23 protein-coding genes and 1 tRNA gene are annotated in these 23,520 nt (G+C 59.7%); 14 read left to right on the top strand and 10 right to left on the bottom strand.

Features of this window, described 5'->3' with window-relative positions; translation table 11 throughout:
• The first annotated feature begins 9 nt into the window (after positions 1-9).
• Positions 10-399 (top strand): hypothetical protein, encoded by a 390-nt coding sequence (locus tag FHW77_RS04470; RefSeq protein WP_004443537.1) that lies wholly within the window; start codon positions 10-12, stop codon positions 397-399.
• A 97-nt stretch (positions 400-496) separates the two neighbouring features.
• On the opposite strand, the gene FHW77_RS04465 is transcribed toward FHW77_RS04470, so the two are convergent.
• The 4 genes from FHW77_RS04465 to FHW77_RS04450 form a co-directional block, all read right to left on the bottom strand.
• Positions 497-1,117, bottom strand: coding sequence for an outer membrane protein (locus tag FHW77_RS04465; RefSeq protein ID WP_004443540.1), 621 nt, complete (start codon positions 1,115-1,117; stop codon positions 497-499).
• A gap of 257 nt (positions 1,118-1,374) precedes the next feature.
• The gene (locus FHW77_RS04460) at positions 1,375-2,766 is read right to left on the bottom strand and encodes a sensor histidine kinase (protein ID WP_182590434.1); all 1,392 of its coding nucleotides are present in this window, start codon (positions 2,764-2,766) and stop codon (positions 1,375-1,377) included.
• 35 nt (positions 2,767-2,801) lie between these two features.
• On the bottom strand, positions 2,802-3,476 hold the full coding sequence (locus FHW77_RS04455; RefSeq protein ID WP_034498660.1) for a response regulator transcription factor: 675 nt from the start codon (positions 3,474-3,476) through the stop codon (positions 2,802-2,804).
• 195 nt (positions 3,477-3,671) lie between these two features.
• Positions 3,672-4,310: a TetR/AcrR family transcriptional regulator gene (locus FHW77_RS04450; RefSeq protein WP_004443549.1), complete on the bottom strand. Its 639-nt coding sequence runs from the start codon at positions 4,308-4,310 to the stop codon at positions 3,672-3,674.
• A gap of 143 nt (positions 4,311-4,453) precedes the next feature.
• On the opposite strand from FHW77_RS04450, the gene FHW77_RS04445 reads away from it, so the two are divergent.
• The 9 genes from FHW77_RS04445 (at position 4,454) to FHW77_RS04405 (ending at position 16,093) form a co-directional block, all read left to right on the top strand.
• The gene (locus FHW77_RS04445; protein ID WP_004443552.1) at positions 4,454-6,490 is read left to right on the top strand and encodes an NADH:flavin oxidoreductase; all 2,037 of its coding nucleotides are present in this window, start codon (positions 4,454-4,456) and stop codon (positions 6,488-6,490) included.
• Between the two features lie 416 nt (positions 6,491-6,906).
• Positions 6,907-8,784 carry a TRAP transporter large permease gene (locus FHW77_RS04440; RefSeq protein WP_004443556.1) on the top strand — a complete coding sequence of 626 codons (1,878 nt, stop codon included), beginning with the start codon at positions 6,907-6,909 and terminating at the stop codon, positions 8,782-8,784.
• 65 nt (positions 8,785-8,849) lie between these two features.
• Positions 8,850-9,860 (top strand): TRAP transporter substrate-binding protein, encoded by a 1,011-nt coding sequence (locus FHW77_RS04435; RefSeq protein ID WP_004443559.1) that lies wholly within the window; start codon positions 8,850-8,852, stop codon positions 9,858-9,860.
• A gap of 75 nt (positions 9,861-9,935) precedes the next feature.
• Positions 9,936-10,739, top strand: coding sequence for an SDR family NAD(P)-dependent oxidoreductase (locus FHW77_RS04430; RefSeq protein ID WP_004443560.1), 804 nt, complete (start codon positions 9,936-9,938; stop codon positions 10,737-10,739).
• A gap of 1 nt (position 10,740) precedes the next feature.
• Positions 10,741-11,598 carry an IclR family transcriptional regulator gene (locus FHW77_RS04425; protein WP_004443561.1) on the top strand — a complete coding sequence of 286 codons (858 nt, stop codon included), beginning with the start codon at positions 10,741-10,743 and terminating at the stop codon, positions 11,596-11,598.
• Positions 11,595-12,764, top strand: a complete 1,170-nt coding sequence (locus FHW77_RS04420) for an acetyl-CoA acetyltransferase (protein WP_004443563.1) — start codon at positions 11,595-11,597, stop codon at positions 12,762-12,764. The genes FHW77_RS04425 and FHW77_RS04420 overlap by 4 nt, the downstream gene beginning before the upstream one ends.
• Positions 12,761-14,401, top strand: a complete 1,641-nt coding sequence (locus FHW77_RS04415) for an acyl-CoA synthetase (RefSeq protein WP_004443566.1) — start codon at positions 12,761-12,763, stop codon at positions 14,399-14,401. The genes FHW77_RS04420 and FHW77_RS04415 overlap by 4 nt, the downstream gene beginning before the upstream one ends.
• Before the next feature lie 31 nt (positions 14,402-14,432).
• Positions 14,433-15,212, top strand: a complete 780-nt coding sequence (locus FHW77_RS04410; protein WP_004443568.1) for an SDR family NAD(P)-dependent oxidoreductase — start codon at positions 14,433-14,435, stop codon at positions 15,210-15,212.
• Entirely contained in the window at positions 15,209-16,093 is an 885-nt protein-coding gene (locus tag FHW77_RS04405; protein WP_004443571.1) for a PPC domain-containing DNA-binding protein, read from the top strand. The genes FHW77_RS04410 and FHW77_RS04405 overlap by 4 nt, the downstream gene beginning before the upstream one ends.
• 50 nt (positions 16,094-16,143) lie before the next feature.
• Here the strand turns inward: FHW77_RS04405 and FHW77_RS04400 are convergent, their stop codons facing one another.
• Both FHW77_RS04400 and FHW77_RS04395 read right to left on the bottom strand, forming a co-directional pair.
• Entirely contained in the window at positions 16,144-16,551 is a 408-nt protein-coding gene (locus FHW77_RS04400) for a PPC domain-containing DNA-binding protein (RefSeq protein WP_004443574.1), read from the bottom strand.
• A complete protein-coding gene (locus FHW77_RS04395; protein ID WP_004443577.1) occupies positions 16,538-17,104 on the bottom strand; it encodes a PPC domain-containing DNA-binding protein in 567 nt (188 codons plus the stop codon). Before FHW77_RS04395 ends, FHW77_RS04400 begins: the two co-directional genes overlap by 14 nt.
• Positions 17,105-17,265: 161 nt before the next feature.
• On the opposite strand from FHW77_RS04395, the gene FHW77_RS04390 reads away from it, so the two are divergent.
• On the top strand, positions 17,266-17,757 hold the full coding sequence (locus tag FHW77_RS04390; RefSeq protein WP_004443579.1) for an Lrp/AsnC family transcriptional regulator: 492 nt from the start codon (positions 17,266-17,268) through the stop codon (positions 17,755-17,757).
• Between the two features lie 235 nt (positions 17,758-17,992).
• On the opposite strand, the gene FHW77_RS04385 is transcribed toward FHW77_RS04390, so the two are convergent.
• Positions 17,993-18,652: a hydrolase gene (locus FHW77_RS04385; RefSeq protein WP_004443583.1), complete on the bottom strand. Its 660-nt coding sequence runs from the start codon at positions 18,650-18,652 to the stop codon at positions 17,993-17,995.
• 151 nt (positions 18,653-18,803) lie between these two features.
• On the opposite strand from FHW77_RS04385, the gene FHW77_RS04380 reads away from it, so the two are divergent.
• Positions 18,804-19,688, top strand: coding sequence for a LysR family transcriptional regulator (locus FHW77_RS04380; RefSeq protein ID WP_004443585.1), 885 nt, complete (start codon positions 18,804-18,806; stop codon positions 19,686-19,688).
• Between the two features lie 24 nt (positions 19,689-19,712).
• Here the strand turns inward: FHW77_RS04380 and FHW77_RS04375 are convergent, their stop codons facing one another.
• Together FHW77_RS04375 and FHW77_RS04370 are read right to left on the bottom strand one after the other, a co-directional pair.
• Positions 19,713-20,669, bottom strand: coding sequence for a quinone oxidoreductase family protein (locus FHW77_RS04375; RefSeq protein ID WP_004443587.1), 957 nt, complete (start codon positions 20,667-20,669; stop codon positions 19,713-19,715).
• Positions 20,670-20,834: 165 nt separating this feature from the next.
• Positions 20,835-21,575, bottom strand: coding sequence for an SDR family NAD(P)-dependent oxidoreductase (locus FHW77_RS04370; RefSeq protein ID WP_004443589.1), 741 nt, complete (start codon positions 21,573-21,575; stop codon positions 20,835-20,837).
• A gap of 196 nt (positions 21,576-21,771) precedes the next feature.
• Between FHW77_RS04370 and FHW77_RS04365 the strand changes: the two genes are divergently transcribed.
• Together FHW77_RS04365 and FHW77_RS04360 are read left to right on the top strand one after the other, a co-directional pair.
• The gene (locus FHW77_RS04365; protein WP_234794421.1) at positions 21,772-22,641 is read left to right on the top strand and encodes an AraC family transcriptional regulator; all 870 of its coding nucleotides are present in this window, start codon (positions 21,772-21,774) and stop codon (positions 22,639-22,641) included.
• A gap of 228 nt (positions 22,642-22,869) precedes the next feature.
• Complete coding sequence (locus FHW77_RS04360; protein WP_004443592.1) at positions 22,870-23,214, top strand: EutQ-related cupin domain-containing protein; 345 nt, start codon at positions 22,870-22,872, stop codon at positions 23,212-23,214.
• 211 nt (positions 23,215-23,425) lie between these two features.
• On the opposite strand, the gene FHW77_RS04355 is transcribed toward FHW77_RS04360, so the two are convergent.
• Positions 23,426-23,502: transfer RNA gene (locus tag FHW77_RS04355), tRNA-Met, on the bottom strand.
• Between the last annotated feature and the right edge of the window lie 18 nt (positions 23,503-23,520).

Here is a 23,520-nt window from a genome sequence, read left to right as displayed (position 1 = left end):
GGAATTCCCATGTCCGACAGGTCATCACTTGCAGTCCCGCCAGCAATCACCCTCATCGCCGCCACATCGCTCTTGCTCACAGCCTGCGCATCAACCGTGATGAAAACTTATGTCGGCGCACCCATCACCAGCGTGATGCTGGACTATGGGCCGCCTGACAATGTCTATAGCCTCGGCCCCGGCCAGCAGGCCTATCAGTGGCGCAAGAACAAGACGCAGGTTGTGGCCGGATCATCAAGCGGCGAGGTCCGCTCGACGCGGCATGGCGAGCGTTACGAAGTGTCCGAAACGCCTGGTTATGTCGAGCGCATCGATTGCTACTACACTTTCTACACCCGCGGTTCCGGTAACGACTGGTATGTAACGAGCTTCCGGCAACCCTCACTCGAATGCGAATGAACCTCTTACGGCCCCCTCGCCGTTCGAGCCATTTCCCCTTACCGCCGCTTCGACCCGAAAGCGGCGGTCTTATGCTTCTGGGGCACATGTCAGCGGATCAGAAACGATAGTTCAGGCCCGCCTTGACGACGTGATCGCTGACATCCGTCTTCGATCTGCCGCTGGAGGTCGTCGTCGATACATTTCCCGTGTTCACGTAGTTATATTCAAACTTGGCCGACAGGCCGCCGCCGAAACTCTGTTCGACACCCGCTCCCACGAGATAGCCCCGCTTCCAGTCATCCGGTCCGGTAACGCCGTTTCCATCCTTGAATTTCGTCGTGGTCAGACCTGCGGTGCCGTAAAGAAGGGTACGATCAAGCGCCACACCGGCCTTTAGCTTGGCGGCGCCACGAAAACGCTCTCTCAGGCGGCCATTCGGCACCCGCGCCTCGTTGCCGAGATACGAGCCCTCCAGCTCCGCCCCGACGACACCGGAGCCGAACTGGAAATTGTAACCGGCCTGTACGCCACCCGTCAGACCACGGCCACTGGCCAGAGGATTGACTTTTGGTGAGGCGACGCCGCCATGTGCGCCGATATAAGCCCCATCCCAGGAAAAGGCTGGCGGACTGCTATAATCGAATTGCTGCGCATTGTAGTTGGCAAGATCAGCGGAATAGGCGCTCGGTGCCGCCATAATACTGATGGCAACAAGCGATTTTGCAATGAACGACATGAATGACTCCAGACGAAACCAGGGGCGTCTCAATCTGAGGCGCCAGGGTTTCCGTTCGCGTTGAAGAACCGGAAACCGGCTCCCATGGTCTCCTGTGCGAATGAGCGCAGCAGATACGGGCATTTTCCGCGCGAGAATTGCGCCTGGATTACACGCGCCTTTTTTATTTAAATATAATTGTTATTTTTCATGTGCTTATACCTATTTCTTTAATCTTATTTTAAGAACTTCAAGAGTCCGGACTTCCCGGAGGCGATTCATGGCCCCGCACCGCTCCCTGGCGTGACGGAGCGGATCTCCAGCCGAACGCAGAAGCCGGGATCAAGGTCGAGGAACAGCACCCTGCCCCCATGCAGCTCAGCCGCTTTCTGCACGAGATTGAGGCCAAGGCCGGCACCGGAGGAGCTGGTGTTGATGCGATGGAACGGTTCGAACACCTGCTCGCGTTCGTCAACGGGTATGCCTGGACCTTCATCGCAGACATCTATGGTTCCTGCTGCACCCACCCGGACGACAATGGCGCCCCTGCCGCCGCCGTGATCGATGGCATTGCGGATGAGGTTGACGACCGCCATCTCAATGATCGACGTCTGGACCGTCAGCAGGGCTTCTTTTTCGCTCGGCTCGAAATCGAACTCGTAACCGGCATCCATCGCAATCGGGGCAAGATCGGTCGCGATGCGTTCGACGAGAACATTCAAATCCTGCTCTTCCGCAGGCAGGTCTACCGCGCCCACCGCCTGCATTTCGAGAAGCTGGTGTGCGACGCGGGTAAGCCGGTCGATATCCGCCCGCAGCTGCCGGCTCAGCGCGTCATCGGGAAGAAGATCGGCGCGGACGCGCACGATCGCAATCGGCGTCCTCAGTTCATGGGCGGCGTCGGCCAGGAAGCGGTTGCGGCGATTATAGCCCTCGTCCAGTTTCGAGAGGGCAACATTGAAGGCATCCACCAGCGGAATGATTTCACTCGGCACCTTCGAGCGAGCGATACGGGCGGACCGGTTCTCAAAATTGATCGACTGCGCTTGGGTGACCGTTTCCATGAGGCCACTCAGTGAACGGCCGACCGCACGTGGGGTCACCAGCAACGTCGCAATACCCGTCAGCAGCAACATGGGCACCACAGCCACAAGAATGATGAACCCAATTCCCGGCAGCACGGTCAACCAGCGAATGGCACCATCCGCATCCTTTTCCAGATCCAGCTGTATGTTGATCCAGATATTCACGCCATCATTCGCGAGACCTTTTTCCGTCCCGGCAATAAACTGCAGCCGTCCGGCGGGCGTATCGCGGTTCTCCATCGTGGCCCGGACTGTTTCCCCAGCCTCCAGACGCGCCCTTTCGATGCCCAAAGGAAATGCGCCCGTCACGACGGAAGTGGGGATATCTCCATATCGAAGGACGATTCCTTCCGCGTCCCGCACCATGAACCAGAGGTTGCGATAGCGCTGTTTCAGCGCCTCCAGATCGGGTGTAGCCGACACCTGTGTCCGCCCCTGCCCATCCTTTGTCACGCTTTCCGCAATGGTGCGCACAGCCTCTTCATTGGCGCCTTCCAGCCTTGGATCGATGGTCCAGATCCAGCCAACGAGAAGAACGACGAAGAGAACGAGCAAGAAAGCCTGCAGGACGAGAAGGCGCTTCATCAGCCCCCAACGCAGGGATTGGTTGTGCTGCGAACTCATGACTTTGCCCGAATGAGATAACCGATATTGCGCACGGCTCTAATCTCCACCGCGGCTCCCGCCTGCGCCAGCTTCTTCCTGATACGGGAGATGTGGGCATCGAGCGCATTGGACTCGATCTCGTCGTCGAGCGTATAAACCGCCTCGATCAGGTTGGACCGCGTCACGATACGGTTCGGGCGCCGCATCAGGGCTTCGAGCGCCAGATATTCCCGACGTCGCAACTCGAGGATGGAGCCGGCAACGCTGACTTCATTGCTTCTTTGATCAATGCTCAGATTTCCGAAAATCGCATATCTGTCGGAAATGGAAGGGCCGCGCCTGTGAAGGGCCCTGAGGCGGGCGAGCAGTTCCTCTATCGCAAAAGGCTTGGCGAGATAGTCATCCGCGCCGGCATCCAGCCCGTCAACGCGGTGATCGACACTTCCAAGCGCCGTCAGGACAAGGATCGGTACGGAATGTTTGCTGCGGCGAAGCGCCGATACAAGGTTCAGCCCCTCACCATCGGGCAGGCGGCGATCTAGGACAAGCACATCGTAGGAGCCGTCACGCGCAAGGACATCGGCATCGCTGATGGTACTGACATGATCGGCAAGCACATCGCGCCGGCGCAAGGCTTCGAGCAGCGCACGCGCCATTTCGGGTTCGTCCTCGAGAAGCAGGATTCGCAATGACTTTCCCCCAAAGATGAGCTCTTGCCATCCCCACCACTGATTGGTGAATGTTGCAGATAGATTGCAGCCCGGCCGCCCCTTCTTCTTGTACCATCCCAAACGGCGTAATCCGACTGGCATCGAAGGCGTTGGCCGCGCCACTTATCGCTGTCCCGAGGGTTGTCCGCGCTTGTCGACATCCGCACGCAGGGGTCAGGCCCCGGGGCCTGGCCTGTATCCGTGCCTCGCATAAAAACGATCAAGCTCCCGTTGTTGCGGCACCTCGCCGGTATAGATGGCGATGTAATCCGCAATTCTCTTCATCCGCACTGCCACATCTTCCTCGGCCTGCATGGAAATGTAGCCGATCTGCACAAGATAAGTGGTGCGGGCGCGCACATCCGCAGTATTTTCGGGATGGCCGAAACGGACGAACATGCGCGAAAGCGCCTCCATTCTCACAGCATCCGCCTTGCGAACCTCGGCAAGGGTATCATCGGACTGCAGCGCCCAGCTGCGCACCGCGAATTCGAATTTGCTGTCAAAAAGCGAGGGATCCAGCCAGCAATCGAAGACGTTCAGCATCGCCTCGGCCAAGGTTTCCGCGTAGGCCTCCGATTGCCTGAGGATGCTTCCCGTGTTCTTGTCGCGCCAGCGGGACAAAAGCGCCGCCAGCAACTCCTCCCGATCCTTGAAGAACCAGTAAAAGCTGGTGCGCGAGAGATTGAGCTTCTTCGCCAACGGCAAAATCTTGACGGAATCCACCCCCGATTCCAGCAGGGACTCGTAGGCGGCCTCAAGCCAACCCTCCTGCGATCCACGCCAACCGGTTTCGTTTAATGTCGCGTCCATGACAGTTGAGTACCAAATCAGTCCCTGCGCGACAAGGCGAGGCGTACACTCTTGTCTAACTTATAGACACTGGTGTTTTGTTAATTGACACATATGTACATTTTCTCTTAGCCTCGCACCATACCCCCCCTTGGAGCAGGCCCATGTCGAACGATCCCCTTCTTCAACCCTATCAGCTGAAGCACCTGACGCTGCGCAACCGTATCATCGTGACGTCGCATGAGCCCGCTTATCCGGAAGACGGCATGCCGAAAGGGCGTTATCGCGCCTATACCGTCGAGCGTGCGAAAGGCGGCGTGGCGTTGACGATGACCGCAGGCTCAGCCGCCGTTTCGAAAGACAGCCCTCCCGTCTTCAACAATTTGCTCGCGTACAAGGATGAAATCGTTCCGTGGATCAGGGAAATGACCGACGCCGTCCACGAGGCGGGGTCGGCAATCATGATCCAGCTCACTCATCTTGGCCGGCGCACCCGGTGGGACAAGGGTGACTGGCTGCCGGTGCTCGCACCTTCACACCAGCGGGAAGCCGCTCATCGCGCCTTTCCGAAAAAAATCGAGGATTGGGATATTGAGCGTGTCATCAAGGATTTCGCCGACGCCGCCGAGCGTATGAAGGCTGGCGGCATGGACGGGGTGGAGCTGGAGGCCTATGGTCATCTCATCGATCAGTTCGCCTCCCCGCTGACCAACGAGCTGGATGGCCCCTATGGTGGCTCGCTTGAAAACCGCATGCGTTTCTGCCTCGACGTTTTCCGGGCGATACGCAGGCGCGTGGGTGAGGACTTCATCCTCGGTGTTCGTTACACCGCCGATGAATGTCTGGAGGGTGGCACCGGAAAGGCAGAAGGCCTCGAAATCTCCAGACTGCTGAAAGAAAGCGGTCTGATCGATTATCTCAACGTCATCAGGGGGCATATCGATACCGATCCCGGCCTGACCGACGTTATTCCGATTCAGGGCATGGCAAGTGCGCCGCACCTCGATTTTGCCGGGGAAATCCGTGCAGCGACACGTTTCCCGACCTTCCATGCCGCCAAAATTCAGGACGTTGCCACAGCCCGGCATGCCATCGCCACCGGCAAGGTGGACATGGTCGGCATGACCCGCGCGCACATGACCGATCCGCATATTGTGCGCAAGATCATGGAAAAGCGGGAGGACGATATCCGTCCCTGCGTCGGCGCTAATTACTGTCTCGACCGCATCTATCAGGGCGGCCTTGCCTTCTGCATTCACAATCCGGCAACCGGCCGCGAGGAAACCATGCCGCACGCCATCACCAGGGCCGCGAAAAGCCTGAAGGTGGTTATCGTCGGCGCCGGGCCGGGAGGCCTCGAAGCCGCAAGGGTCTGTGCCGAACGCGGCCATACGGTCGTGGTCTTCGAGGCAGCCAGCCATCCGGGCGGGCAGATTCGCCTCACCGCGCAGAGCGAACGCCGCCGGGAAATGACCGGCATCATCGACTGGCGCATGAGCCAGTGCGAAAAGCTCGGCGTCGTCTTCCACTTCAACAGCTGGGCGGAAGCGGACACGGTTCTCTCGCAAAAACCCGATGTGGTGATCATCGCCACAGGCGGACTGCCGCATACCGAGGTGCTGTCTAAGGGCAACGAACTGGTCGTCTCCGCGTGGGATATTATTTCCGGAGACGTCAGGCCGGGTGCCAATGTTCTCGTCTATGACGACGCGGGAGACCATGCCGGCCTTCAGGCGGCCGAGCTCATCGCCAAGGCTGGCGGCAAGGTGGAAATCATGACACCGGATCGCTCCTTCGCCCCTGAAGTCATGGCCATGAATCTCGTTCCCTATATGCGCTCGCTGCAAAAGCTCGACGCCACATTCACCGTCACTTACCGGCTGGAAGCAGCCGAAAGAAGCGGCAACCAGATCGTCGCCCACGTCGGCAGCGACTATGGCGGCATTTCCAGACAGCGCACCGTCGACCAGATCGTCGTCAATCACGGAACAGTCCCGCTGGACGAACTGTATTTCGAACTTAAGCCCGGCTCGACAAATCTCGGGGAGGTTTCCTATGACGCCCTGCTCGCCGGAGAGGCTCAGACCGTCGCGCGCAATCCGACAGGCACATATCGGTTGTTCCGCATCGGCGATGCCGTCGCGGCGCGCAACACCCATGCGGCGATCTACGACGCCCTGCGGCTCGCAAAGGACATTTGAGGCGCGGGTCGCGTTGCGGCCCGGCCCCAGGGAGCATCGAGGGATCATTCGATGACGACGATGTTCACTTCAGGCAGGATGGCGGCTGTCGCCCGGATCATCGCACAGGCACAAGCTCGAATGGGCCAAAGTAGGATCCACTATATGGACCTCTATACGCGAGTCTAAAACTGCGTAATTGCGGCCTTTTACTATTGATTTTATCATTCTTCCTGTGTATCCCGAACGTATGGTTTTGTAACGGTCCATATCGTGGAGGCGATATACCGATACGCTCAGACTTTTGGAGGGGTCTGGCCGGTCTTGCGATGACAGATATATCCTGATGCCGGCCATGATCGTGGCTGGGGCCCGGACATTCTGCCTTGCTGACCACCATCCATTGCGAAGGTTGTTCTGCGGGAGAGGAGGCCCCAATGACCATGACCGCAAACGCGAATGACGACGTCTTTGTGCTCGACGGCGAGCTACTGCACACGGAGCCGGTAACTGGCTCGTGGTTCATGCGGCCGGTCGAGGCCATGGCAGCCATTCTTTTGGCGCTGATGATCGGCCTGCTTCTGCTCGGCGTGACATCACGTTATGCCTTGCATCTGCCGATTGTCTGGATCGATGAAACGGCGTCGTTGTGCTTCCTGTGGTTTGCCATGCTGGGTGCGGCCATTGCCATCGACCGTAGCGAGCACCTGCGCCTGACGCTGTTCCTCAACATGTTTCCGCAGCGTTTTCTGGGTTACATCAATTCTTTGGCGCTGGTGCTGGTGGCGACATTTCTTGCGGCTATCATCAAGCCCGCAATCGAATACGCCATCGAGGAATGGGTCGTCACATCGGCGGCGCTGAACATTCCCATGACTTTCCGCGCCGCAGCCCTGCCATTCGGCGCCTCCCTGATGTTGCTCCTGGTCATGAACAACCTCTTCCGGAGGGAAAGGCTGCGGGACATCGTCGCTGCTATCGTCACGGTTGCGGTGGCTGCCGGCCTGCTGTTTCTGGCGTCGCCCACACTGGAATCCTTTGGCAATTTTAACCTGGCGATCTTCCTCGGCCTGTTCGTGGCGGTGTTTCTGGCGCTCGGCGTGCCCATTGCCTTCTGTTTCGGCCTTGGAACATTGTCCTATCTGACTTTCACCACCTGGGTTCCGATGATCGTTATGGTCGGGCGCATGGATGAAGGAATGTCGGGCATCATTCTGCTGTCGGTGCCGGTATTCGTGCTGCTGGGCTGCGTCCTTGACGCAACCGGCATGGGCAAGGCGATCGTCGAACTGCTGTCCTCGATGTTCGGCCACATCCGCGCGGGCATGTCCTATGTTCTGCTCGGTTCGCTGTTTCTGGTCTCGGGCATTTCCGGCTCCAAGGTTTCAGATATGGCAACGGTCGCACCTGCGCTGTTTCCGGAAATGAAGCGACGCGGCCACAAACCCAAGGAAATGATCGCACTGCTGGCCACCGGCGCCGCCATGGCGGATACCGTTCCGCCGTCCATCGTTCTCATCGTCCTCGGTTCGGCAGCGGGCGTGTCGATTGCCGGCCTGTTTACCTCCGGCTTCATGATCGCCATGGTGCTGCTTCTGGTGCTGGCGGTATTGGCACGGTGGAAAGCGCGCAACGAAAACATGGATGGCGCCAGACGCACTCCGTGGCCGCTGGTCGGCAAGGCGGCACTGGTTGCCGCACCCGCTCTGGTTCTGCCTTTCCTCATCCGCAGCCTTGTGGGCGGCGGTGTGGCAACGGCGACCGAAGTATCCACCATTGCAGTGCTCTATGCCATGATTATCGGCGCGGTGCTTTATGGCGGGATCAGCCTGAAAAAACTCTACTCCATGCTGGTGGAGACAGCGGCGCTCTCGGGCGCGATCCTGCTGATCCTCGGCTGCGCCTCCGCCATGGCCTGGGGTTTGACGCAAAGCGGTTTCGCCTTCGAATTGACCGCGATGATAACCGACCTGCCGGGCGGCTGGATGACCTACATGATCGTGTCGATCCTGATCTTCATGATCCTCGGCTGCGTGCTGGAAGGACTGCCTGCAATTGTTCTGCTCGCGCCGATCATGTTCCCCATTGCCCGCACGCTCGGCATCAACGACATCCATTATTCGATGGTCGTGGTGGTCGCCATGAATATCGGCCTGATGGCGCCGCCCATCGGCATCGGCTTCTACATTGCCTGCAAGATCGGCAATGTCTCGCCCGATGAAGCCATGGGTGCCATCTGGCCCTATCTCGCAGCCATGGTCATCGGCCTGCTGCTGATTGCCGGAATTCCGGGTCTGTCCACAATTCTGCTCTGACACCGTGGCGGGTCCGCCCGCCATGCCGACGAACGACACGTGCTTTTATTTGGGAGGAGAAAGCAATGATCATCAACAGACGTACCATGCTCGCGGGCGCCGGTTCTGCCGTTCTTGCCACCGCATTCGTATCGCGCGCACGCGCCGCGGAATTCAGCTACAAATATGCCAATAATCTGCCGGCTGCGCACCCCATGAACGTGCGCGCGAAGGAAGCGGCCGATCGTATCGAGAAAGAAACCGACGGGCGGGTCAATATCAAGATATTCCCCAGCAGCCAGTTGGGGGCCGATACCGACATGCTGAGCCAGGTGCGTTCCGGCGGCGTTGAATTCTTCACGCTCTCGCCGCTGATCCTGTCCACGCTGGTACCAAACGCGTCCATCAGCGGCATCGGCTTTGCCTTCCCGGATTATGATTCCGTATGGGCGGCCATGGACGGCGATCTCGGCAAATATGTACGCGGTGAAATTGCCAAACAAAATCTCGTCGCCATGGATACGATCTGGGACAACGGTTTCCGCCAGATCACCAGCGCATCGAAACCCATCACCACGCCTGCCGATCTCGAAAGTTTCAAGATCCGCGTGCCGGTGAGCCCTCTCTGGACCTCGATGTTCAAGGCCTTCAAGTCGGCTCCCGCTTCCATCAACTTCGCGGAAGTCTACACCGCGTTGCAGACCGGCGTCGTCGACGGCCAGGAAAACCCTCTGGCCATCATTTCCACCGCGAAGCTCTTCGAAGTGCAGAAGTTCTGCTCGGTTACCAATCACATGTGGGATGGTTTCTGGTTCCTCGCCAACAAGCGCGCGTGGGAGCGGCTGCCGGACGACCTGCGCACCATCGTTGCCAAGAACCTCAATCAGGCCGGCAAGGATGAACGCGCCGACGTGGCGAAGCTCAACGCCTCGGTGAAGGAAGACTTGATCAGCAAGGGCATGGCCTTCAACGATACTGACGCATCGCTCTTCCGTGCAGCCCTCAAGGAAGCCGGATTCTATTCCGAGTGGAAAAGCAAATATGGCGACGAAGCCTGGGCCATTCTCGAAAAGGCCGTTGGCGCCAGCCTGACCTGACCGGTCAGCAAATAATCGGTCCCGCCGCAAGCGGGGCCGATCCGATCACTTCTGGCTGTTTTAATGGAGACTGTTTTGACAGGTCGCCTGACGGGAAAACGCGCGCTTGTATTTGGCGCAGGATCATCGGGGCCGGGCTTTGGCAATGGCAAGGCTGCGGCCGTGCAATTTGCCCGTGAGGGCGCGCGCGTGGCCTGTGTCGACCTCTCCGCCGGCGCGGCTGAAGAAACCGCGCAGATCATCCGCGAAGAAGGTTTTGAGGCAATCGCCGTTGCCGCCGATGTCACGAAGCTGGAATCCGTATCAGCGGCAGTTGCACGAACCTGCGATGCCTTTGATGGCATCGACATCCTGCACAATAATGTCGGCGTGACGCATATGGGCGGGCCGGTGGAGCTGGATGAGGAGCGCTTTCGCGCCTCCGTCGATCTCAACATCGGCTCTGTCTATCGCACCGCCAAGGCTGTTCTGCCGGTGATGCTGAGGCAGGGCGGCGGCGCCATCGTCAATATTTCCTCACTCGCCTCGATCCGCTGGACCGGCTATCCTTATTTCGCCTATTACGCCATGAAGGCCGCGGTCAACCAGGCCACCGTGGCGCTGGCGATGCAATACGCACGGCAAGGTATTCGCGCCAATTGCGTTCTGCCGGGCATGATCGATACGCCGCTGATCTACAAGCAGATCAGCAACCAGTACGCCTCCGTCGAGGAAATGGTGGCGGCGCGTAATGCCGCGGTGCCCGTGGGGCGCATGGGTGATGCCTTCGATATCGCCCGCGCCGCCGTTTTTCTGGCATCCGATGAAGCAAAATTTATCACGGGCATCTGCCTGCCGGTCGACGGCGGCCAAAGTTGCGCAGTGGGGGCGTTTACCTGATATGGCCACGGTGGTTGCGGCGGAAAACGATCTGACAGGGGCACGTGCCGTGGACCGGGCGCTGGCGCTGCTGTCCATGGTGGGGCGGCACGCCGAACGCGGTGTGTCGCTTTCCGGCATCGTCGCCGAAAGCGGGTTGAACAAGCCAACGGCCCGCCGCCTGCTGCTGGCGTTGATCCGGGCAGGCCTCGTGGAACAGGACGAGGAGACACGCCGATATTATCTCGGCGAGGAAGCCTACGTGCTGGGCAGCCTGTCATCACGCCGTTTCGGATTGTTGCAGATGGCCCAGGACGGACTGACGCGTATTTCCCGCCGTACCGAGGATTCGAGCTTCCTTTCGGTACGCCGCGATACGTTTTCTCTCTGCCTCTATCGCGAGGAAGGCACCTGGCCCGTGCGCACCCATGCGCTCCAGGCCGGTTTCGAGCACCCGCTGGGTATCGGCGCCGGATCTCTCGCCATGCTGGCCGCCCTGCCCGATGCCGAAGTGGATAGCGTCATCGCCGCCAATAGCGGCCTCATCGCCGCGAATTATCCCGGCATCACGCTCGACGGGCTACGCCGTGATGTCGAATTGACCCGGGCGAACGGCTACTCGCTCAATCCAGGCCTCATCCTTTCCAATTCATGGGGTATCGGTGTCGCAATCCGCACGCCGGATGGAGCGGTGGCGGGAGCGTTGAGCATCGCCGCCGTCGATAGCCGCATGCGGCCGGAGCGTCAGCCAGAACTGGCGGCGCTGCTGCGCGAAGAGGTGACACGTATCGAAACACGCATCGCAGAAATGATGGCCAGCCGCGCACGCACGCGCGGAGACGGCGAACCGAAGCGACAGGCAAGGAGAACGAGCAAATGAGCAAAGCGCAGATCGTCGGCTGGGCGCATTCGCCTTTCGGCAAATCGACCCTTGAAAATACCGAACAGCTGATGGCGTCAGTCGTCGCGCCGGCCATAGACCATGCGGGCATCGACGTTGGCGATATCGACGGCATTTTTGTCGGTGTGATGAACAATGGTTTCTCGAAACAGGATTTTCAGGGCGCCCTGGTGGCAATGGGTGATGAAAGACTGGCCTATACGCCCGCCGTGCGCTTCGAAAATGCCTGCGCGACGGGATCGGCCGCCCTGTACAGCGCGATGGATTTCATCGAGGCGGGGCGGGGCCGCATTGCGCTCGTCGTGGGCGCCGAAAAAATGACGGCGCTTCCCACCGCCGAGGTAGGCGACATTCTGCTCTCTGCTTGCTACCGCGCAGAAGAGGCCAATATCCCCGGCGGTTTTGCCGGCCAGTTCGGTCGCATCGCCCAGGCCTATTTCCAGCGTTATGGCGATCGCTCGGAGGAGCTTGCGATGATCGCCGCCAAGAACCACGCCAACGGCGCGGTCAATCCCTATGCCCATATGCGCAAGGATTTCGGCTTCGAATTCTGCAACACCGTGTCCGATAAGAACCCGTATGTCGCAGGCCCGCTACGCCGTACCGACTGCTCGCTGATTTCCGACGGCGCGGCGGCCATCGTTTTGGCCGACGAAGAAACCGCAGCCAGCCTCCACCGGGCGATCGGCTTTCGGGGCAGAAAACAGATCAATGACATTCTGGCGCTGAGCCGCCGCGACCCGCTGGCCTTCGAGGGCGCCCGCCGCGCATGGGCCGGCTCGCTGGAACTTGCGGGCGCTACGCTCGACGACCTTTCTTTCGTTGAAACGCACGACTGCTTCACCATAGCTGAACTTATCGAATATGAGGCCATGGGGCTCGCAAAACCAGGCGAAGGGCACCGGGTCGTCCACGAAGGCACCGCGCTGAAGACCGGCCGTTTGCCAATCAACCCTTCGGGGGGACTGAAATCGAAAGGCCACCCGGTCGGAGCGACCGGCGTTTCCATGCATGTAATGGCAGCGATGCAGTTGATGGGCGAGGCTGGAGACATGCAGATCCCCGGCGCCTCGCTTGCCGGCGTTTTCAACATGGGCGGCACCGCGGTTGCCAACTATGTTTCGATCATGGAGCGCGTGAAATGAGGACACCTGGCCCCGTGCAGCATCCTCCGGGCGGTGTCACACCATCAACCACGCGGGTGATGAACCTTTCGCATTTTCTGACGCAGGCCGCGCGCCGCAACCCGCATCATATCGGCTTCGTCTGGGGTGAAAAGACCTGGAGCTGGGCGCAAATGGAAGCCCGCGTCGACGCCATGGCGCATGCGCTGGTCAATGAATTCGGTGTCGTCAAGGGTGACCGTATTCTGGTGCAGTCTTCCAACAACAACCAGATGTTCGAATCGATGTTCGCCTGCTTCCGGGTGGGCGCGGTGTGGGTGCCGACCAATTACCGCCAATCGCCAGATGAAGTCGGCTACCTGGCGAAGGCCAGCGGCGCACGCGGCATGATCTGCGCCAGCGCTTTTCCCGAACATGCGAAAGCAAGCCGTGAAGCCGCAGCGATCGATTTCACCATCGCCATCGGTCAGGCGGAATTCGGTGAGGATTATGATGCGATTGTCGCCCGTCATCTGGGTCAGAAGGTCAAGGGCGAGGCGGTGGATCGCGACGATCCCTGCTGGTTCTTCTTCACGTCCGGCACCACCGGGCGCCCCAAGGCGGCGGTGCTGACCCACGGGCAGATGGCCTTTGTCATCACCAACCATCTCTGCGATCTGATGCCCGGCACGGGAACAGGCGACGCATCCATCGTTGTCGCTCCGCTTTCGCACGGCGCGGGCATTCACCAGCTGGTGCAGGTGGCGCACGGGGCAAAGACCGTGCTGCCGGCAGCGGAAAAACTCGATGTCCCAGCCGTTTGGGCGTTGATCGAGAAATGGCGTGTCACCAATGCCTTCACCGTGCCGACCATTCTGAAAATGCTGGTCGAAGACCCGTCCGTGGATCGTTTCGATCATTCCTCGCTGCGCTATGTCATCTATGCCGGCGCGCCGATGTATCGCGCCGACCAGAAACGGGCATTGGCAAAGCTCGGTCCGGTGCTGGTGCAGTATTTCGGCCTCGGCGAAGTCACCGGTAATATCACCGTGCTTCCCCCTTCCTTCCATAGCGCAGAAGACGGTCCGGAAGCGCGGGTCGGCACCTGCGGGTTCGACCGGACAGGCATGGAGGTGCAGATCCAGAACGACGCAGGCGAAGAGGTGGAGGCGGGAGAAACCGGCGAGATCTGCGTCATCGGTCCCGCCGTCTTCGCCGGTTATTACGACAACCCCGACGCCAATGCCAAAGCCTTCCGCAACGGCTGGTTCCGCACCGGCGATCTCGGCCACCGCGATGAAAACGGCTTCGTTTACATCACCGGGCGCGCCTCCGACATGTATATTTCCGGCGGCTCGAACATCTATCCGCGCGAGATCGAAGAAAAAATTCTCATGCATCCCGATATCAGCGAGGCGGCGGTTCTGGGTGTGCCAGATGCGGTGTGGGGCGAAGTGGGCGTGGCGGTCTGCGTGGCGAGAGAAGGCGCTGACATCACCGGCATCGACCTCAAGGCCTATCTGGAAGGCAAGATGGCCCGTTACAAGCTGCCCAAAACAGTCGTGTTCTGGGATGCCATGCCAAAATCCGCCTATGGCAAGATCACCAAGAAAATGATCCGCGAAGAGCTGGAAAGGCGTGGCCAGATGCCGGTTTTCGAGGAAAAGCGGACAGGCTGACGCGCGCGGCATTCAACCGGGAGGAGAGGGTATGACACAACGGACGGCAGGGACAAAAGGAGCTGTCGCGATCACCGGCGGAGCATCCGGCATCGGTTTTTCCACCGCGCAGCTGCTGATGGCGCGCGGATGGCAACCCTGGCTGCTGGATCTCAAGCGCGAAGCGCTGGACGCGGCCTGCGAGAAGCTCGGTATCGACGCCTCGCGTGGCATCGTGTGCAACGTGGCGGATGAAGCGTCGATAGAGGAGGCATTCGCCGCATTGACGGTGAATGGCGTTGAACAGGCGGTTGATCTGGTGGCCGTCGTCAACAGCGCCGGCATCGGCATCGACAAGCTTTCCGTCGAGACCAGCGTCGAAGAATTTCGCCGCATCGTCGACGTCAATCTCGTCGGCAGCTTCGCGGTGGCTCGCGCGGCGGCGCGTTACTGGCTGGACCGTGAGATTCCCGGCTCCATCGTCAACATCAGCTCGGTTTCCGGCATGTGTGGCAACCGGGGCCGCAGCGCCTATGGTGCCTCGAAAGGCGGCGTCAATCTCCTGACGATGGTGATGGCGAACGAGCTCGGACAATCGGGCATCCGCGTCAATGCAATTGCACCCGGCCCGGTCGATACACCGCTGACCCAGGCGGTCCATACCGAGAATGTTCGCGATCAGTGGCATAGCCGTGTTCCCATGCACCGCTATGGCAGAACCGATGAAATCGCCTCTGCCGTGGCGTTTCTGGTGTCGGATGATGCGAGCTACGTCAATGGTCAGGTTCTTGCCGTGGATGGCGGCTTCATCACCGCGGGGCTGGCGGTATGACGCCGATGGCACAGGCAGCGCTTCCGCGCAGCATCGTCCACCCCGGGCCGGAGACACCCGAGCGCTTTCGCGCCATCGGCTGCCGTGCCCATCCCGTCACGTTAACCGTCCGTGCGGGCATGTGCGTCAACGAAGCGATTGCCGCTGCCTTTGCGGAACGGGGTTTCGAGGGTGGCTACATCAGGCTGAAAAACGTGCCGATGAAGCGGCTGGAATACGTTATGCCCGCGGCCGCTCCTGATGCCTCCCATGCGGCCTGGTACAGCGAAACCTTTTCCATGCCTGAGGGCACGATCATCGATGCCGGCCTTCATATGGGACGTCGCGATGGCCAGCCGTTTCTGCACTGCCATGGTTCGTGGAAAAGTGCTCAGGGCGTCGTCTCCATGGGACACCTGCTTCCCTTCGAAGCCGAATTTGCCCAAGAAATACAATTTGAGGCGCTGGCGCTTGACGGAGCGATCCTCGACGCTCGGCAGGATGAGGAAACGAATTTTCCGCTTTTCACACCCATCCCCCGGCCGCGTAGGCATCAGGATGCGGGACTGAGGGCGCTTTTATGCACTGTTCGGCCTAACACCGACATCTGCCTCGCCCTCGAAGCGGCCTGCACGGAATTCGGCCTGCCGGAAGCCGATGTCAATGGCATTGGAAGCCTTATTGGCGCGGACTACGATGACGGAACGACCATTACCGCCTACGCCAGCGAAATCCTTATCCGCGCAGGCCATATCAGCTCCGACAGTGAACGCACGGCGCTGGATATTGCGATGGTCGATCTCACCCGCCACATCAGCGGCGGGCGGTTGGTGCGCGGCAAAAACCCCGTTTGCGTCACCTTCGAACTTCTTCTGACGGAGAAACGTGAGGCCGCAGCTTGAGCGGCGCAGGGACGTTTGGCGACACGGCGCCCCTGCTCGTCCCATTTTGTTCACGCCGCTTGCGATTTTTCCGTCGGCAGCCATTCCTCCAGCGTCACCTCGAAAGTCATGCAGACAGGGTTGGCGCCTGCGATGAAGGGGCCGCCGTAAACCGCACCCTCCGTATCGGCCACAACGCCGGTCAGCGCAGCGCGCAACGAGCCATCAGGCTGGGCGCGTACTTCGCCGGCTATCGAAACGATTTCAACGGCGGGGCCGCTTATCTGCAGAAAATCGCCGCTGCGGGTGCCGAGGCACGCATCCACCAGGCTGCCCAGCGCACCGCGCACGAAGGCATTGCGGAAGCCCTCGGCCAGGCACAGTTTCTCGACGCCGAGCACAAGATCTTCATTGGGGGCTATGCGGGCATAGGCCACGCGCCCCATGGAACCGGATTCGACAATATCATGCATGTTCATCGGCGCGCTCCATGCGATTTTTCGGTTGAAGAAGGGGAATATTCGTTTCTGGATCGAAAGACTGTTGCAACAGGAAACTGTCGAGCGAGGTCACAAGCGCGGAAATGCCACCCTCGCCGACAATGCAGGATTCTGTCAGCAAATGACCGCCTCTGACCAAACCCGCCGCGGTTCGCATGGCGGCGTGGCAATGCACGATCGGCTCGCCCTTCATGCTGCGCCCAAGCGTGGCGTTGCCGAAGATGAGCCACGCCGCACCGGCGTCGATGGGCTTCGTATAAGCGATGACGGCGTTGCCGGATGGATCAGGCGGAGCAACGCAATAGGACAATCCATCGAAGTGCCCTCCGAGTATGGTCAGGGAGGCGCTTTCAATGCCTTCCCCCGCAAGCGGCTGAACGATGCCGTCGTAAAGGCTGCGCCCCGGCTTGATGAACAGCCGGACATGGCGCGCCGAGGGCGAGCGCAGGCTGTTGATGCGCACAGGCGCGGAAATACCGGGATGGATCAACGTCCTGGGTCTTGGAAAATGCTGCTGCGATATCGGTGCCATGCCCGCTCCTCCCTGCTGCCTGTACCATGCAGTACGGTACTAAAAAACCAGCCGAAGGTGCTTTCGAATGGCGCAGCCAAAGCATCGAAACCAAGACACTTCTTTCGCACGCCGACGGATCGGCGGCAGATTTTTTCGCTGCATGTTTGGGAGAGACCGGCATGACGAAGCCGCTCGACAGGATCGACCGCAAAATACTCCGCGCCCTGCTGGAAAACGGCAGGCTGAGCAATACGGAACTATCCGAGAAGGTGGGACTTTCACCCAGCCCCTGCTGGCAGCGAGTCAAGCGGCTGGAAGAGGAAGGTGTCATCCGCGGCTATACGGCAATTCTCGATCAGGCGCAGCTAGGCTTGACCGAGACGGTAATCATCGAGGTCATGCTGGAGCGTCACGATGATGAGGTTCTGGAACGCTTCGGCGAAGCCATGGCGGCTCTTCCAGAGGTGCTGGAAGCTTATCTGACCACCGGCGAATATGATTATCTCATCAAGGTCGCGGTGGCGGGAACCGCAGGTTACGAGCAATTTCTGCGCCGCAAGCTCTACAAGATCGAGGGCGTGCGCCATTCGCGCTCCTGCTTTGCACTCAAATGCCTCAAGCACACCTTGTCGGTCGTGCCCGATACCGAGCCTCAGTCTAGTCCGAACTGAAAACACTTGTAGGTCGGATAAGCGCCCGTTGCACCACCCGTGATGCAACGGGCACTTTTAAGCTCCTGCCCGCGGCCCCGCACCATGGGTAAGCGACCCTTTCGGTAACAGCTTCATGACGAAACTCGCCACGGACGATTTCTCGTGCAATGCGGATGCAGGGCTGGGATGAAGAAGCTTGCGACGATGGGCCTTACGCAGCTCTCCGTCCCGCACCCCAACATCCCGCTCTATGTTAGTGGCCGCCCTTGGTGGACGGCGCCGGCGTGTTGAGCAACTGCTGCTCCCAGAGATAGGCGATGCCGCTGCCGCCGAAGTGCTGGATGAGAATTTCGGTCAGCTCCTCAACATGCTCGGTGCGGGCCCAATCGCGTTGCCATTCACCCGCAAGCGCCATTACCGTCATCACATTTGCGCCCGCCGCGATCATACGCTGGATGGCAACTTCATGAGATTCCTTCGAAATCCCGCCGGATGCGTCGGTAATCACGGTCACGTCCCAGCCTTCGCCGGCGGCCTGGATCACGGGCATTGCAACGCAGACTTCGGTCCACAGTCCGGCAATGATCAGCTGCTTGCGGCCGGTCGCCTTGACAACGTTCACTACATTCTCGTCCTGCCAGGTGTTCACCCAGGTGCGATCGATGACTTGCTGATCAGGAAACACGTCGGTGATCTGCTTGAAGAGAAGTCCGCCGCGTGCCGCAATTACGCTGGTGAGGACAGTCGGAACATCGAAGGCTTTGGCCAGCTTCGCCAGCGCCGTCGTGAGATTGACCACAGCCTGCGGATCGTGGCTGTTCAGGTTTGCGAGCTGATAGGGCTGATGATCAATCAGAACGAGGACGGAATCTTCGGGGCGGAGAAGTGAATCAAGGCCGTTACGAAAGGTCATGGGTTCATCCTGTGTTGGCGGTTTATCGAGGCGCTTGCGCAAGGGACCTGCATCCCTTCGGGCGTTGCCGCGGGAGGAAACTTGTCATTCCTGTTTATGATGCGGTAGTCCTTGTCAGCGTTGAGCTGTGTTGCAGAATGGGGAACGCAGAGTGGATATCGAAGACATCAGGACATTTGTCGAAGTTGCAGATGCGGGAGGTGTCTCTTCGGCCGCAGTGCGGCTCGGCATATCCAAGTCCATGGTCAGCAGGCGGCTGGCGCGGCTTGAGGCTGAACTTGGCGTTCAGCTTCTGGCCAGGTCCACACGCGGCGCTTCCCTGACGGAGGCGGGCGCCACCTTCCGGGACTATGCCGCCAGGATTTCAGCCGACATCGATATGGCGCGGGAGACGATTCTTCCGGCTGGTGAGCTTCGCGGGCGTCTGCGGATTGCAGCGCCGCTCTCTTTCGGCCCAACGCATTTCGCGCTCGTGATTGCGCAAATGGCGCGCCGCTATCCCCAGCTTCAGATCCAGACCTGCTACACTGATCGTTTCGTGGATCTGATCGCCGAAGGATATGATTGCGCGATCCGGGTCGGGAACCTCCCGGATTCAAGCCTCGTCGCCAGACGCGTCGGTCCGCTCTATGGAATTTTTGTTGCCAGCCCGGATTACATCAAGGTCCACGGCTCGCCGCAAACACCCGAAGAACTTGTGGCTCATCAGGCTCTCATGCAAGGCACGGAAACCTGGCAGGTGATGGACGGAGACAGGGTGATAACCGTTCGTCCGCAGGGACAGTTCAAGGCCGATAACGGAGTTGCTCTTGCTGTCGCCGCGGCGGCCGGATTGGGAGTCGCCGTGCTGCCTTACGACCTCGTCAAAAATTATCTGGCTGCGGGCGAACTGGTGGAAGTGATGAAAGGTCATCCTCCACCCCCGGCCGGGATATATGTCGTCCGGCCGCCGGGTCAGCATCCCGCAAGAAAAGTCCGGGTGCTGACCGAAATGCTGATCGAGTGCTTCGGCAGTGGGAAGGGCTCAAGCGCCTGACCGCATGAATGGGTGGCAGCAACCTCAAGGTGTCATCACGACGCGGCCAAGCGGCTTGGCTCTCTCCGCATACTCATGTGCCATCGAGGCGTCGCTCAACGGAAACACGCGGTCGATCACGACCTCCATGCGTCCCTCGGCCACGGCCTTGAGAAGCTGGATGACAGTTCCGTATACCGCCGTCCTCTCGAAGAGCGGCCCCATGAAGACACCGTGCAGCGTTTGATTGTTCTGCATCGGCGGCCAGAGATCGGCATGGAGGCTGCCGCCACCTGCATTCCCGACGAACACGAGGCGACCCTCGGGCGCGAGAGCGGATAAGGACGCTTGCAAAGTCGAACCGACAGGATCGATGACGAGGTCAGCCCCCATGCCACCGGTCAGCCGGAGAACCTCCTCAACGACATCCTTTTCCAGCCGATCGATGACATGTGATGCGCCGAGGCCGCGCAGGCGTGCCTGTCTTTCACTACCGCCCGCCGCAGCAATGACGGTCGCGCCCGCGTCACGCGCCAATTGGACGGCAGCCAGACCCACGCCGCCGGCGGCAGCCTGTATCAGAACTGTCTCTGCCTTTTGCAAGCCGCCTTTGGTGATCAGACAATGATGAGCCGTGCCGAACGAAATCGGCAGGGCCGCGGCCTGTGCCATTCCGACGCCTTCCGGCAAAAGCCACGTGCGCGAGGCCGGGACGGACCAGAGTTCTGCATGGGACCCCTGCATATCGAATGCAGCCACCCTTTCGCCGACCGCCCGGTCGCGGACATTTTTACCAACGGAAATCACGGTCCCTGCAGCGGCATAGCCGACAATCCACGGGGATTGCTGTGGTGTCGACCGGCGATTGATCAGATCGCCGCCTTCAATGGAAATCGCCTCGACGGCAATAAGCACATCATCCGGCCCGCAAACCGGATCGGGCACATCAGCATATCTCAAAACTGTAGGAGGACCGGGGTTGTCGTAAACTGCGGCTTTCATGTATTTTTCCTTGGCTGGCAGGGAGCATGATGCGACGCTATTTTTTCGCTTCGCGGTTCGGGAACGAAGGGATGTGCAGACTGCGCCGATTTTTCCACAGGGATCGGTTACCGATCGGTGCCCCGTCCGATTTTCATCGTGCGAAGCACCGGCTGCAGTGCGCTTTCACGCAAGCGCGCCGCCGTCGACGGTAAGGATCGTCCCTGTGATCTGCCGGGCGGCAGGCGTTGCGAGAAAAGCGACGGCGGCCGCGACATCTTCCGGCTGATTGAAGCGGCCAAGCGCGCTCAGGCTGCGCTGGTAGTCCGCTGATTCTCCCGTCTCGGGATTCGAATCGGTGTTCGTCGATCCCGGCTGAACGAGATTGACCGTGATGTCCCGAGCACCCAATTCTCGCGCAAGTCCGCGATTGAATGCCTGAAGCGCACTCTTGGTCATGTAATAGACCGTACCGGGGACGCCGACGATGCGATCCGCGCCCGCTGAGCCGATATTTATGATCCGGCCACCTTCCTTGAGGTGTGGAATGGCTGCCTTCGACGCCAGAACAGGCCCGCGGACGTTAACCGCCAGCAACGCGTCGAGATCCTCGACTGCGAAATCGGCAATATTATTGTATCGTCCTATCGCGGCATTGTTGACGAGAATGTCGAGGCCGCCCAGAGCCCGAACCGTCTCGTCCACGGCGTGTTGTATTGCGGCCGGATCGGCGCTGTCAGCCTGGATCGCGACGGCCGTGCCCCCCTCGGCCTGAATTGCCCGAACGAGTTGCGCGGCGCTCTCGGCTGACCGCTCATAGGTTATTGCTACATTCGCTCCCTTCCCAGAAAGAGCGCGCGCAATTGCTGCGCCTATGCCACGCGAACCACCCGTTACCAGAGCGTTCTTTCCAGCCAGTTCCTGCATAATCCGGACCCTTTCAATCTCATGTCGCCCCGATGCGCGGTCTCGAGGTATGTTCCACCTGATTACCGGGGATCGTGGCAGCTCAATTCGTTAAGCCTGAAGATAGGCGGGCACGGCGAAAGCTACATGCCCGATCTTCCCAGAGACTTGCCTGATCCTTCCAAATCACTACATGCCTGAGATGATGGCCGGCTCTGTGAAACCAATCACCCAACTGCTGAAGGACGTTGCTCCCTTTGTTGAGCGTCAGGGGGGAACCGTCGCCATCCCGACCCCTGTCCCGCGCCTGACGCTATGGACAAGTACACGCACCACGCCACCCACACCGGCGGTGTTCGAGCCGATGTTCTACGCCGTTCTACGGGGCACGAAGGTTTTGACCATGGGCGCCAATCGTTTCGAACTGCTGGCGGGCGACTGCGCGACATCGTCCTTCGGCCTGCCCTATATCCACCAGCTGACTGACGCGACGCCAGAGCTTCCCTACATCGGCATGAGCCTTCATCTCGATATCGGAATGCTCACGCGTGTCGTGCTCGACATGCCCAAGCATGAGGATCGCTGGACATGTGCGGTCGCATCAGACAATCTGAACGGACCTGTCGGCGATGCATTTGTTCGCCTTGTCGGACTTCTGGCCACGCCCGATGACGTCGGCGCGCTCGCGCCACACTACGAGTTCGAGCTCTATTATCGTTTGCTGCAAAGCTCGATGGGCGACACGCTTCGGCAGGTCGGACGGCGAAACGACCGGTTCCAGCAACTCAAGACGGCGGCCGACTGGCTTGCCACCAATCACAACGAACCGATTGTCATTCCCGAGCTGGCGGCCTCGTCCGGCATGAGCGTCACCTCTTTTCACCGGCACTTCAAGGCTGTCACGGGATTTAGCCCCCTGGCCTTCCAGCGTCATATACGCCTGCTGGAAGCCCGAAAGCTTCTCGCCTCTGGAAGCACCAATGTCTCCCGCGTGGCGTATGACGTGGGCTACGCAAGCCCTTCGCAATTCAGTCGGGAGTATAAGAGCATGTTTGGCACGGCGCCCGTCGCCGACCTGCAGCGCTGAACTCTTCCGGGAACGGCAGGCCAAAGCCTTCCGCAAGCAATAATCGTAAAACGGAACACTGAAGACCTATTCCGGTTATTCCCTCGGCGTGTTGATGATCAACGCTGCCATCCTGAATGAAGATTTTCGGCGTTATCGCCAGACAAGAAGCCTCTCGGCGGAGTGCACAAGCACGTGCTGCGGTTCAAAGCGGCTCCACGCACGGCAAAACCTTTAAGGAGACAATGTATGGTCATTCATAAATTCGCCATTGCTGATGCAGCATTTGAACGCTCGCCAGGACAAGACGGTGACATTTTCACCGCCAACCTCCTCGATCAGCGCCATGGCGGGCCGGTCACTATCGGATTCGGGCGTTATGGACCAAACCAGATTCTCGAAGAAACAATGGCCGTACACGACACGATGGTCATCCTGGAAGGAAGTATTACGGTTTCCGATAGCCACAAGACGGTGATGGCAGGTCCGGGAGAGATCATCGCCATGCAGAAAGGCGACAGGGTTACGATCCGGTCTCACGAAGAAGGAGCGTTGACTGCTTATGTGACCTATCCTCATTGGCAGCAGCCGTAGACGTGATCGGCACAGGTAAGCACGGCTTCGGGCCAGGGTCGCATCCGGGACTTTGTTAAGCCGGGTTGTTTTCGGAGTGTTCGACTGTGTTTGGGTGCATCCACTTGCGCGCGTGCTCGGGGGCGGATTTGTGCTATCGTAGAGCTATGCCCGAAACGCAAGAAAGCCCTCTTTTGGGAGAGGGCTTTCTTGTTTGCTTTCTTCGTAATTTTGGTTGCGGGGGCAGGATTTGAACCTGCGGCCTTCAGGTTATGAGCCTGACGAGCTACCGGGCTGCTCCACCCCGCGTCCAGCGCATTCGGCAAG

Source organism: Agrobacterium sp. RC10-4-1 (genome assembly GCF_014138475.1).
Classification (GTDB): Bacteria; Pseudomonadota; Alphaproteobacteria; order Rhizobiales; family Rhizobiaceae; genus Agrobacterium; species Agrobacterium pusense.
The sequence above is the reverse complement of the archived record's forward strand: the minus strand, read 5'-3'. Positions and strand labels throughout refer to the sequence as shown.